Genomic DNA, 12447 nt, shown 5'->3' with positions numbered 1-12447 from the left:
TTCTTCTTCCTCGCCTATGTCGTCGCGCCCCTGTTCCAGGGTGCTTCGCTGACCAAGGCTGACGCGTTGACGCCGGCCTGGATCCAGGACGCCGGCAAGCCGCTGATGATCTCGCTCGAAGAGCAAAACCAGGTCGCGATGCGGGTTTCCGACAAGGGCCAGGCGCTGTTCTTCGCCGTCGATACCGGTGCCGAACTCAAGCGCGTCGACCTGCCGCTGCCGGCCGGCGCAACCGTGGTGTCCATTGGTCAGGACCAGCCGGGCACCCCGTTGGTGATCCTCGGCTTGTCGAACGGCCAGTCCCTGGTGTTCCGCCACACCTATAAAGTGTCGTACCCGGACGGCAAGAAGACCATTTCGCCAGCCATTGAATACCCCTACGGCGAAACGCCGATCGTGCTCGATGAAGCCGGTCGTCCGCTGGAGCACGTTTCTCTCAACGCCACCGACTCGACCTTGATCGTCGCCGGTTCCGCCGGTTCGCACCTGAACGTGCTGTCCCTGAGCCGCGAAGAAAACATGATGACCGGCGAAGTCACCAGCGAGCAGAAGCGCATCGAGCTGCCGCAAATGACCGAACCGGTGAAGGCGATCTTCGTCGACCCTCGCCAGCAGTGGCTGTATGTGATCAACGGCCGTGCCCTGGCCGATGTGTTCAACCTGCGCGACAACAGCCTCAACGGGCGCTACAAACTGCTCGAAGACGGCAACGCCGAAATCACCGCCAGCACCCAATTGGTGGGCGGCATTTCGCTGATCGTCGGTAACTCCAAGGGCGGCCTGGCCCAATGGTTCATGGCCCGCGACCCGGATGGCGAGCAGCACCTCAAGCAGATTCGCACGTTCCAGATGGGCACCGCGCCTATCGTTGAAATCACCGCCGAGCAGCGTCGCAAGGGCTTCACTGCCCTCGACGCCGCCGGCCAGTTCGGCGTGTTCCACAGCACCGCCCACCGCACGCTGCTGGTGGACCCGGTGGTGGATGGCCAGGGCGTGTTCGGCCTGTCGCCGCGGGCCAACCACGTGATTGTCGAAGCTGGCGGCAAGCTGCAACCGCTGCTGCTGGACAATCCGCACCCGGAAGTCTCGTGGGGCGCGCTGTGGAGCAAGGTCTGGTACGAAAACTACGACGAACCCAAGTACGTCTGGCAATCCACCGCGGCCAACACCGACTTCGAACCGAAAATGAGCCTGGCGCCGCTGACCTTCGGCACCCTGAAGGCCGCGTTCTACGCCATGTTGCTGGCCGCGCCGCTGGCCGTTGCCGCTGCCATCTACACCGCTTACTTCATGGCCCCGAGCCTGCGCCGCAAGGTCAAGCCGGTGATCGAACTGATGGAAGCGATGCCGACGGTGATCCTCGGCTTCTTCGCCGGCCTGTTCCTGGCGCCGTATGTGGAAGGGCACCTGCCGGGCATCTTCAGCCTGCTGATGCTGTTGCCGATTGGCATCCTGGTGGCTGGCTTTGCCTTCAGTCGCTTGCCTGAATCCCTGCGCCTGCGCGTACCGGATGGCTGGGAAAGCGCGATCCTGATCCCGGTGATCCTGTTCGTGGGCTGGCTCTCGCTGTACATGAGCCCGTACCTGGAAACCTGGTTCTTCGGCGGCGACATGCGCATGTGGATCTCCCACGACCTGGGCATCACCTACGACCAGCGCAACGCCCTGGTGGTCGGCCTGGCCATGGGTTTCGCGGTGATCCCGAACATCTACTCCATCGCCGAAGACGCCGTGTTCAGCGTGCCGCGTGGCCTGACCCTGGGCTCCCTGGCCCTGGGCGCGACGCCGTGGCAGACCATGACGCGCGTCGTGCTGCTCACCGCCAGCCCGGGGATTTTCTCGGCGTTGATGATCGGCATGGGCCGCGCCGTCGGCGAGACCATGATCGTGCTGATGGCCACCGGCAACACCCCGGTGATGGAGATGAACCTGTTCGAAGGCCTGCGCACCCTGGCGGCCAACGTCGCGGTGGAGATGCCCGAGTCGGAAGTGGGCGGCAGTCACTACCGCGTGCTGTTCCTCTCGGCGCTGGTGCTGCTGCTGTTCACGTTCATCATGAACACCCTCGCCGAGCTGATCCGTCAGCGTCTGCGCAAGAAATACTCGTCGCTTTAAGAAAGGTAGAAGTCTGTGAAACAGAACTCCCTGAATGGATGGTTCAAGAGCGGCGCACCGGGCGTCTGGATCAGCGGTGGCGCGGTCGCCATCGCGGTCATCATGACCATTGGACTGCTGGCTGTGATTGCGGTGCGCGGCTTGGGCCACTTCTGGCCAGCCGACCTGATCCAGGCCAACTACAGCGTGCCCGGCCAGGCAAACCATGTCGTCATCGGCGAAGTGGTGCAGAAGGAAGAAGTGCCGCGCGAGCGCCTCAAAAGCGCGGGCTTGCCGGTGCCGGACCAGGGTCCGGAATTCATGACCCGCGAGCTGATCAAGGTCGGTAACCGCGACCTCAACGGCAACGACTTCACCTGGATCGTCGGCGAGTGGCTCAAGGACCAGACCAAGCCCGTCAACCTCATGGCCATCGAACGCCGTGAGTGGGGCAACTTCTACGGCACCTTGGTCAACGTCAAGCAGGATGGCAAGGTGATTGCCGAGGGCGAGGCCGCGTGGCCGGAGCTGCAAGCCCGTGTCGAGCGCGTCAACAAACTCGCCGCCCAGCTCAAGAGCCTGGAAAAATCCGATATCGGCGCGATCAATGCCGGGCTGGAGCGCATCCGCCTGCACGGTCGCAAACTGGAGCTGGAAGGCAAGCTTGACGCTGCTGCCCAGGCCGACATGGACGCCGACCGCGCCGAGCTGAACGCCCGCTACCAGGACATCGAGGCGCGCCTGGCCGATCTGCACACCCAGTTCAACCGCGACGCGCTGACGGCCCGTGATGGTAACGGCAAGGAAGTCGAAATCGGCATCGGCAAAGTGGTGCATGCCTACCAGCCGAATGGCATGGGCACGCTCACCAAGATCGGTTTCTATTTCAGCAAAGTCTGGGAATTCCTCAGCGACGACCCACGGGAAGCCAACACCGAAGGCGGGATTTTCCCGGCCATTTTCGGCACCGTGATGATGACCCTGATCATGGCGATGATCGTGACCCCGTTCGGCGTGCTGGCGGCGGTGTACCTGCGTGAATACGCCAAGCAGAACACCCTGACGCGCATCATCCGTATCGCCGTGAATAACCTGGCCGGCGTACCGGCCATCGTCTACGGCGTATTCGGCCTGGGCTTCTTCGTTTATGTGCTGGGGGGGTCGGTTGACCGCCTGTTCTTCGCCGAAGCCCTGCCGGCGCCGACCTTCGGTACGCCGGGCCTGCTGTGGGCCTCGCTGACCCTGGCGCTGCTGGCGGTGCCGGTGGTGATCGTGGCCACTGAGGAAGGCCTGGCGCGGATTCCCCGCACCGTGCGTGAAGGCTCCCTGGCCCTCGGCGCAACCAAGGCGGAAACGCTGTGGAAAATCGTGCTGCCGATGGCCAGCCCGGCGATGATGACCGGCATGATCCTCGCCGTGGCCCGGGCCGCGGGTGAAGTGGCGCCGCTGATGCTGGTGGGCGTGGTGAAACTGGCGCCGTCGCTGCCGCTGGACGGCAACTACCCGTACTTGCACCTGGACCAGAAGATCATGCACCTGGGCTTCCATATTTATGACGTCGGCTTCCAGAGCCCCAACGTCGAAGCCGCACGACCGCTGGTGTACGCCACCGCGTTGCTGCTGGTGGTGGTGATTGCCACGCTCAACCTGTCGGCGGTGTGGATTCGTAACCACCTGCGCGAAAAATACAAAGCGTTGGATAGCTGATCTGAACTTGGACTCAATGTGGGAGGGGCAAGCCCCCTCCCACGCAATGAATTGGTAGCACAGGGAGCATCCCATGCAACAAGACACCCACACCCACGGCATCAACATGTCTGCCCTGGGTCGCGACAAGCAGAGCCTGAGCCTGGCCCAGGAAACCGTGGCCATCGAAGTCCCGGGCCTGAGCCTGTACTACGGTGAAAAGCAGGCACTGTTCGACGTCAGCATGAACATCCCCAAGCAGCGCGTTACGGCCTTCATCGGCCCGTCCGGCTGCGGCAAGTCCACGCTGCTGCGCACCTTCAACCGCATGAACGACCTGGTGGACGGTTGCCGTGTTGACGGTGCCATCAACCTCTACGGCACCAACATCTACCGCAAGGGCGAAGACGTGGCCGAACTGCGTCGTCGCGTGGGCATGGTGTTCCAGAAGCCCAACCCGTTCCCCAAGACCATCTATGAAAACGTGGTCTACGGCCTGCGCATCCAGGGCATCAACAAGAAGCGTGTGCTCGACGAAGCGGTTGAATGGGCGTTGAAAGGCGCGGCGCTGTGGGACGAAGTGAAGGACCGTCTGCACGAGTCGGCCCTCGGCCTGTCCGGCGGTCAGCAACAGCGTTTGGTCATTGCCCGCACCATCGCCGTTGAGCCGGAAGTACTGCTGCTCGACGAACCCTGCTCGGCACTCGACCCAATCTCCACGCTGAAAGTCGAAGAACTGATCTACGAGCTCAAGTCCAAGTTCACCATCGTCATCGTGACCCACAACATGCAACAGGCGGCCCGGGTTTCCGACTACACCGCGTTCATGTACATGGGCAAACTGGTGGAGTTCGGCGACACCGACACCCTGTTCACCAATCCGGCGAAGAAGCAGACCGAAGACTACATCACCGGTCGCTACGGCTAGGATGCCGGGGTTTTCCTCGCACTGACGCTGCGGTTCTCCGCACCTTACCGGACGCTCCAAGGACGCCAACATGATCAGCAAAGAAGGCCTTACCCATCACATCTCCGCGCAGTTCAACGCCGAGCTCGAGGAAGTGCGCAGCCACCTCCTGGCGATGGGCGGGCTGGTGGAGAAACAAGTCAACGACGCCGTCACTGCGCTGATCGAGGCCGACTCGGGCCTGGCCCAGCAAGTGCGTGAGATCGACGACCAGATCAACCAGATGGAACGCAACATCGACGAAGAATGCCTGCGCATCCTGGCCCGTCGCCAGCCGGCGGCCTCCGACCTGCGTTTGATCATCAGCATCTCCAAGTCGGTGATCGACCTCGAGCGTATCGGCGACGAGGCCACCAAGATCGCCCGTCGCGCCATCCAGCTGTGTGAAGAAGGCGAAGCGCCGCGCGGCTACGTGGAAGTGCGCCACATTGGCGACCAGGTGCGCAACATGGTGCGCGATGCGTTGGACGCGTTCGCCCGTTTCGACGCCGACCTGGCCCTGTCGGTGGCCCAATACGACAAGGTCATCGACCGCGAATACAAGACCGCCCTGCGCGAGCTGGCCACCTACATGATGGAAGACCCGCGCTCGATCTCGCGGGTCTTGAGCATCATCTGGGTGCTGCGTTCGCTGGAGCGTATCGGCGACCACGCGCGAAACATCTCGGAGCTGGTGATCTACCTGGTACGCGGCACCGATGTGCGGCACATGGGCCTCAAGCGCATGAAGGCCGAAGTTGAAGGTTCCGCCGATCAAACCCCTAATGTTCCGGGCGAAACTGACGATAAGTAAGGTTGCCCGAGAAATTAACGCCCGGCCTCTGGTCGGGCGTTTTCGTTTGCGGCAACCGAATTTATAGCGCGTGGGGCGAAATAAAGTCTCAACGTGACTGCAGGGTTTTGGCAAAATGCCATCAGTCGGGCGTCTTGCGTGCCAGCGTTTTTATAGGATGAAGGGTCGATGAGTAAAGTCAGTGTATTGGTGGTGGATGACGCCTCGTTTATCCGCGATCTGGTGAAGAAGTGCCTGCGCAACTACTTCCCCGGGATCAAGCTGGAAGACGCGGTGAACGGCAAAAAGGCCCAGGCCATCCTGATGCGCGAGACGTTCGACCTGGTGCTGTGTGACTGGGAAATGCCGGAGATGTCCGGGCTTGAACTGCTGACCTGGTGCCGCGAGCAACCTCACCTCAAGGCCATGCCGTTCGTGATGGTGACCAGCCGGGGCGACAAGGAAAACGTGGTCCAGGCGATCCAGGCCGGGGTTTCCGGCTATGTCAGCAAGCCGTTCACCAACGAACAGCTGCTGAACAAGGTCAAGCAGGCCCTGCACAAGGTAGGCCGCCTCGACGCGCTGGTGGCCAGCGCGCCCACCAAGATGAACTCGGCCTTTGGCAACGATTCTCTCAGCGCCCTCACCGGCGGCAAACCCGAAGCCGTGCGTGCGGCCCCGGCAGCGGCGGCAGCACCCGCGCCGAGCAAAGGGCTGCTCAACAGCCCGCCGGTCAAGGCACCAGCAGCGGCGCCGGCGGGCGGTCGTGGCCAAGGCCAGTTGCGCCTGTCCAGCGGCAACCAGCAATGCGTGATCAAGGCGCTGAGCATCAAGGAAGCGCTGCTGGTCGTGCGTCGGGGTGAAGTGCTGCCTCAGGTACTGGAAAGCGCCGTTCTCGACCTCGAGCAAGGCGACAACGCCGAAGTGGCACGCCTCAACGGCTACCTGCACGCCATCGTCGCCCACGAGCCCCGCCCGGACAGCGACTGGTTGCAACTGACCTTCCGGTTTATCGACCAGGACGCGCAGAAAATGGACTACATCTCCCGCCTGATCGCCCGCGGCACCGCGCAGAAGCATTTTGTGCCGGGTGCGTAGGCACAGACTCTGTGGCGAGGGAGCAAGCTCCCTCGCCACAAAAGATGCCTTGCTGTTAGTCGAGTAGTAGAACCTTGGCCAGCACGATCTTCGGCCCTTTCATCTTCTTGATGATGATGCGCAAGCCTTCCACTTCCAGCACTTCTTCCTCTTCCGGCACTCGCTTGAGGGTCTCGTAGATCAGGCCGGCGAGGGTTTCGGCTTCGATGTGGTCCAGGTCGATGCCCAGCAGGCGTTCAACCTTGAACAACGGCGTGTCGCCGCGCACCAGCAGCTTGCCCGGCTGGTAGGCCAGGATGCCGCGCTCGGCCTTGCGGTGTTCGTCCTGGATGTCGCCCACCAGTACTTCCAGCACGTCTTCCATGGTGAGGTAGCCGATGATCTTGCCGTCGGCCTCTTCCACCAGGGCAAAGTGCGCGCCGCCCTTGCGGAACTGCTCCAGCAACTGCGACAGCGGCATGTGCCGCGACACGCGCTCCAGTGGGCGGGTCAGCTCGGCCAGGTTGAACGACTCGGGGATGTGGTCCAGGGCCGCCAGTTCCAGCAGCAGATCCTTGATGTGCAGCAGGCCGACGAACTCGTTGCGCACCGCGTCGTACACCGGGTAACGGCTGAATTTGTGGCGGCGGAACAGCGCGAGGATTTCCTTGAGCGGGGCGTTGAAGTCCAGGGTCACCAGGTCTTCACGGGAGTTGGCCCAGTCCACCACTTCCAGCTCGCCCATTTCCACGGCGGAAGCCAGGACGCGCATGCCTTGGTCGCTTGGGTCCTGGCCACGGCTGGAGTGCAGGATCAGCTTGAGTTCTTCGCGGCTGTAATGGTGCTCGTGGTGCGGGCCGGGCTCGCCTTGGCCGGCGATGCGCAGGATCGCGTTGGCGCTGGCGTTGAGCAGGTAGATCGCCGGGTACATCGCCCAGTAGAACAGGTACAGCGGCACCGCCGTCCACAGCGACAGCAGCTCGGGTTTGCGGATCGCCCAGGACTTGGGCGCCAGCTCGCCGACCACGATGTGCAGGTAGGAAATCACGAAGAACGCGGCGAAGAACGACACGCCCTTGATCACTTCCGGCGACTCGACGCCCGCGGCGCCCAGCAGCGGCTCGAGGATGTGCGCGAAGGCCGGTTCGCCGACCCAGCCCAGGCCCAGGGAGGCGAGGGTGATACCCAGCTGGCAGGCCGACAGGTAGGCGTCGAGCTGGCTGTGCACGGTGCGCAGGATCTGCCCGCGCCAGCCGTTGGTGTCGGCAATGGCCTCGACCCGGGTGGAGCGCAGTTTGACCATGGCGAATTCCGCCGCAACGAAGAAACCGTTGAGCAGTACCAGGACCAGTGCAAAAAGAATCATGCCGAAGTCGGCGAAGAGTGTCGCGAGGGTGATGCCAGGGGAAGGGTCCATGATGGGGTTTTGCAGGTTCCGTGTGTTCGATAAGGGGTGGCAGACAGGCCGCAATCGCAGGCGCAAGTCGGCCAATGTAGCGGCTGATGGGGCGCTTGCCTAGTGCCCGCTGCCGGGTGGGGCGTGGAATACTCGCTCTACAACCACGCAATTCAATGTGGGAGGGGGCTTGCCCCCGATGGCAGCGTGTCAGTCAACACATTCATACCTGACTCACCGCCATCGGGGGCAAGCCCCCTCCCACAGTTAACAGCTGTGGTGTTTTCGGGTCATTCGTCGGTGCCGAGCGCCTGTGCGCGGGCCACTTGGGCCGGCGGGAAATGGCAGGTAAACGTACTGCCATGGCCCAGCACACTGCTGATTTCCAGGCGGGCCCGATGGCGCAGCAGCACATGCTTGACGATCGCCAGGCCCAGGCCTGTGCCGCCGGTGTTGGAGTTGCGGCTGGAGTCGACGCGGTAGAAACGCTCGGTCAGGCGCGGCAGGTGCTTGGCATCGATGCCGATGCCGGAGTCCTGCACGCTCAGGTGTGCGCCTTGCTCGTCGGCCCACCAGCGAATACGGATGGTGCCCTTGTCCTGGGTGTACTTCACGGCGTTGAACACCAGGTTGGAAAACGCGCTGCGCAACTCGCCCTCGCTGCCCTTGAGCAACACGCTCGGGTCGGCCTCCAGGGTGATCTGCTGGCCGCGCTGGCCGGAGAGGGCCTGGGCGTCGTTCTTGATGGTCTGCAGCAGGCTCTGGACAGCCACCGGGTGATTGTCCGACGGGTAGTCCGTGGCTTCCAGCTTGGCCAGCAGCAGCAGGTCGTTGAGCAAGGTCTGCATGCGCGAGCCTTGCTGCTGCATCTGTTGCAGGGCACGGCTCCAGCGCGGGTTGATCTCGTCGACGTTGTCCAGCAGCGTCTCCAGGTAACCGCAAATCACCGTCAACGGCGTGCGCAGTTCGTGGGAGACGTTGGCAACGAAGTCTTTGCGCATCTGTTCCAACTGGTGGATTCGGGTGACGTCGCGCACCAGCATCAGGTGCTCATTGTTGCCATAGCGCGTGAGGTACAACTGGATGCGGATGCGGTCGTTGGTGGGCGAGGGGATTTCCAGGGCTTCTTCGTAGTTGTCCTGCTCGAAGTATTCCTTGAAGCGCGGATGCCGCACCAGGTTGGTCACCGGTTGGCCGCTGTCTTGGGGCGTCTTGAGGCCTAGCAGGGTCTCGGCAGCGCGGTTCCACCATTCCAGGTTGCCGTCGCTGTCGAGCATGATCACCGCGTCTTTCAGCGCGGCGGTGGACTCCTGCACCCGGTCGATCACCGCTTGCAGGCGCCCGCGCACCCGCTGGTCGCGGCGTTGCAGGTGGTAGATGCTGTCGAACACCTCGCCCCACAGGCCGTAGCCGTCGGGAGGGGCTTCATCGGGTTTGTGCTGGCGCAGCCATTCATGAAGGCGTAGCAGTTGCTTGAGGGTCCACCCCAGGTACAGGCCAATGCCGATGGCCAGGCTCCAGCCGTAATAGCCACTGACCAACCCCACCAACAGGCAGCCGGTGATCAGCAAAAGCATGTGGCGGATCAGCGTGCCATGCCAGTTTTGGTTCACTTGAACATGCGTCCTTGTCAGCTGTTTAAGTCAAGAGGCGGCGGGTTCAGCCCTTGGTGGAAAACCGGTAACCCGTGCCACGCACGGTTTGTACCAGATTCTCGTAGGCATCGCCCAAGGCTTTGCGCAGGCGACGGATATGCACGTCCACGGTGCGCTCTTCCACATACACATTGCCGCCCCAGACCTGGTCGAGCAACTGGCCGCGGGTGTAGGCGCGTTCCTGGTGGGTCATGAAGAATTGCAGCAGGCGGTATTCGGTGGGGCCCATCTCGGCGGGTGTGCCGTCGATGGTCACGCGGTGGCTGATCGGGTCGAGGATCAGGCCGCCCACTTCAATTGGCGCTTCGCCATCGGTCGGGCCGGCGCGGCGCAATACGGCCTTCAGACGCGCGACCAGCTCCCGTGGGGAAAAGGGCTTGGTGATGTAGTCATCGGCGCCGACTTCCAGGCCCTGGATCTTGTTGTCCTCTTCGCCCTTGGCGGTGAGCATGATGATCGGGATATCCCCGGTCAGCTCGTCACGCTTGAGGCGGCGAGCCAACTCGATGCCAGAGGTGCCGGGCAGCATCCAGTCCAACAGGATCAGGTCGGGCTTGCGGTCGACGATAATGGCATGGGCCTGCTGGGAGTTTTCCGCCTCCAGGCAGTCATAGCCGGCCATTTCCAACGCGACGGCGATCATCTCGCGGATGGGCGCTTCGTCGTCAACGATCAGAATGCTCCTGCCTACCATGCTCAAAAATCCTCTTGTCATTTAACTGTCTTGCGCCGCATTAGATAACGGAATTATTGCAGTCGTGTGACAGTAATTTAGTCGCTTGGGCAATTCGCGGCACTCTGGACTACGCTGTGGGTCCGAATCCTGACAACCAAAATAGGAAGGTTCCGATGACTTACAGCACTGTTTCCTGGAAAGCCCTGCTGGTAACGGCAGCGTTGACGCTACCGACCCTGGCGTTCGCGGCGGAACCGGCGATGACCCATGATGGCTTGCTGGTGGATCACAAGGGCCTGACCCTCTACACCTTCGACAAGGACGCTGGCGGCAAATCCGTGTGCAAGGACCAGTGCGCGACCAACTGGCCGCCGCTGAAGGCCGAGTCCACCGACAAACCGACGGGCGACTGGACCGTGATCACTCGCGATGACCAGACCAGCCAGTGGGCCTACAAAGGCAAGCCGGTGTACACCTACAAGGATGACCACAAGGCCGGTGACAAAACCGGTGATGGCAAGGGTGGCGCGTGGCACGTCATCAAGCCCTGAACCTGCGGCGCCGCTGAAAGCATCGGGGGCAAGCGCCCTCCCACAGTTGGAATGCGCACCGCTGTGGGAGGGCGCTTGCCCTCGATGGCGCCGGTACAGCCACCATCAAATCCTCAGTGCAACGCGTAATCCGCCACAATCCCCGCGAAAATCGCCAGCCCTGCCCAGTGGTTGTGCAAAAACGCCTTGAAGCACTTCAACCGGTCTCTGTCCCGCGTGTACCAGAACTCCCACGCAAAACACCCCGCCGCCGCCAGCAACCCGAGGTGGAACCAGCCCCCCAGCTCAAACCGCGAACCCGCCAGCAACAGGCAGCCCAGCGCCAGCCCTTGCAGGGTCAGGATGATCACCCGATCAGCCTCGCCAAACAGGATGGCGGTGGATTTCACGCCGATCTTCAAGTCGTCGTCACGGTCGGTCATCGCGTAATAGGTGTCGTAACCCACCGTCCACAGCAGGTTGGCGATGTACAGCAGCCACGCCGCCGCCGGCAGGTTGCCGGTCTCGGCCGTGAACGCCATCGGCATGCCCCAGGAGAACGCTGCGCCCAGCACCACCTGCGGGTAATAGGTGTAGCGCTTCATGAACGGGTAGCTCGCCGCCAGGGCCAGGCCGCCGAGGGACAGCAGGATGGTGGTGGCGTTGGTCAGCAGTACCAGCAGGAAACTCACCCCCATCAGCAGCGCAAAGAACACCAATGCTTCTTTCGAGGTGATCTTGCCGCTCACCAGCGGGCGCTGCTCGGTGCGTTTCACATGGCCGTCGACTTTGCGGTCGGCCCAGTCATTGATCACGCAGCCGCCGGCACGGGTCAGCACCACGCCCAGCACGAAAATCACGATATTGAGCAGGGACGGCGCGCCCTCGCCGGCAATCCACAGCGCCCACAATGTCGGCCATAACAGCAGGTAGATGCCGATGGGCTTGTCCATGCGGGTCAACTGAATGAAATCCCAGGCCCGGGGATTCAGGCGGTTCAAGGACTTGAGCAGACGCTGGTACATCAGCAGTTCTCCGGGTGGGCATGCAGTGCGTGCCAGAATCTGGGCAGGAAGACTTCCGCCACCAATATGCTCAGCGCCCCGCGATCAAAGCGCGAGCGGCGGGCCCACAGGTTGTCGACCTGGTCTGCCGTGGGCAGCCATTGCGGTGGGTAATGGCACACTTCGATGGCCTGGCGGGCGAAGGCGTGGTCACAGAACAACAGTTCGCCGAGCGAGCGGCTGCCCAGCTCGTCCATGTGCAAGCCATCGCCCTGCAAGGCACTGCGGGCCGCGACGCTGCGGGCGAATACCCAGGGCTGACCCTGGCCGCGCAAATACACTTCGCGCACCCAGCCGACGGTGGCCGGGGCCAGCCCAAGGGCGGCGCATTCGTCGTCGCGCAACGGCTGCCAGCCTTCGAACAGCGGCGTTACGCTGAACCCGTCGTCCGACAGCCACGTCAGGCGCCGCGTCAGCGAGCCTTCGTCGAACAGCCAGTCAAGGGTCAGGGGCGCGGGCACAGGGGCCAGGAGGCTCTGGGTCAGCCACTGGCAAGCATCGGAAGGGGCGATTGAGTGCGGCACGGTGCG

The 12447-nt window shown here is 62.8% G+C and carries 11 protein-coding genes; 6 read left to right on the top strand and 5 right to left on the bottom strand.

Features of this window, described 5'->3' with window-relative positions; translation table 11 throughout:
- Window positions 1-81 precede the first annotated feature (81 nt).
- The 5 genes from CQ041_RS04555 (at window position 82) to CQ041_RS04535 (ending at window position 6617) form a co-directional block, all read left to right on the top strand.
- Window positions 82-2115 (top strand): ABC transporter permease subunit, encoded by a 2034-nt coding sequence (locus tag CQ041_RS04555; RefSeq protein ID WP_177429355.1) that lies wholly within the window; start codon window positions 82-84, stop codon window positions 2113-2115.
- Window positions 2116-2130: 15 nt separating this feature from the next.
- The gene (gene pstA / locus CQ041_RS04550; protein ID WP_105521291.1) at window positions 2131-3801 is read left to right on the top strand and encodes a phosphate ABC transporter permease PstA; all 1671 of its coding nucleotides are present in this window, start codon (window positions 2131-2133) and stop codon (window positions 3799-3801) included.
- 73 nt (window positions 3802-3874) lie between these two features.
- The gene (pstB, locus tag CQ041_RS04545; RefSeq protein ID WP_105521290.1) at window positions 3875-4708 is read left to right on the top strand and encodes a phosphate ABC transporter ATP-binding protein PstB; all 834 of its coding nucleotides are present in this window, start codon (window positions 3875-3877) and stop codon (window positions 4706-4708) included.
- A gap of 70 nt (window positions 4709-4778) precedes the next feature.
- Entirely contained in the window at window positions 4779-5540 is a 762-nt protein-coding gene (phoU, locus tag CQ041_RS04540) for a phosphate signaling complex protein PhoU (RefSeq protein ID WP_105521289.1), read from the top strand.
- 168 nt (window positions 5541-5708) lie between these two features.
- Window positions 5709-6617, top strand: a complete 909-nt coding sequence (locus CQ041_RS04535; RefSeq protein WP_105521288.1) for a response regulator — start codon at window positions 5709-5711, stop codon at window positions 6615-6617.
- Window positions 6618-6672: 55 nt separating this feature from the next.
- On the opposite strand, the gene CQ041_RS04530 is transcribed toward CQ041_RS04535, so the two are convergent.
- From CQ041_RS04530 to phoB, 3 genes are all read right to left on the bottom strand, one after another.
- Window positions 6673-8013, bottom strand: a complete 1341-nt coding sequence (locus CQ041_RS04530; RefSeq protein WP_105521287.1) for a hemolysin family protein — start codon at window positions 8011-8013, stop codon at window positions 6673-6675.
- 269 nt (window positions 8014-8282) lie between these two features.
- Complete coding sequence (gene phoR, locus CQ041_RS04525; RefSeq protein WP_231501149.1) at window positions 8283-9569, bottom strand: phosphate regulon sensor histidine kinase PhoR; 1287 nt, start codon at window positions 9567-9569, stop codon at window positions 8283-8285.
- 82 nt (window positions 9570-9651) lie between these two features.
- Window positions 9652-10341, bottom strand: coding sequence for a phosphate regulon transcriptional regulator PhoB (phoB, locus tag CQ041_RS04520; RefSeq protein WP_003231714.1), 690 nt, complete (start codon window positions 10339-10341; stop codon window positions 9652-9654).
- A 155-nt stretch (window positions 10342-10496) separates the two neighbouring features.
- On the opposite strand from phoB, the gene CQ041_RS04515 reads away from it, so the two are divergent.
- Window positions 10497-10874: a hypothetical protein gene (locus CQ041_RS04515; protein ID WP_105521285.1), complete on the top strand. Its 378-nt coding sequence runs from the start codon at window positions 10497-10499 to the stop codon at window positions 10872-10874.
- Between the two features lie 113 nt (window positions 10875-10987).
- On the opposite strand, the gene ubiA is transcribed toward CQ041_RS04515, so the two are convergent.
- The gene (ubiA, locus tag CQ041_RS04510; protein WP_105521284.1) at window positions 10988-11878 is read right to left on the bottom strand and encodes a 4-hydroxybenzoate octaprenyltransferase; all 891 of its coding nucleotides are present in this window, start codon (window positions 11876-11878) and stop codon (window positions 10988-10990) included.
- Window positions 11878-12441: a chorismate lyase gene (locus tag CQ041_RS04505; protein WP_105521283.1), complete on the bottom strand. Its 564-nt coding sequence runs from the start codon at window positions 12439-12441 to the stop codon at window positions 11878-11880. The genes ubiA and CQ041_RS04505 overlap by 1 nt, the downstream gene beginning before the upstream one ends.
- Between the last annotated feature and the right edge of the window lie 6 nt (window positions 12442-12447).

Source organism: Pseudomonas sp. MYb60, assembly GCF_002979555.1.
In the GTDB taxonomy this organism is placed as follows: Bacteria; Pseudomonadota; Gammaproteobacteria; order Pseudomonadales; family Pseudomonadaceae; genus Aquipseudomonas.
The sequence above is the reverse complement of the archived record's forward strand: the minus strand, read 5'-3'. Positions and strand labels throughout refer to the sequence as shown.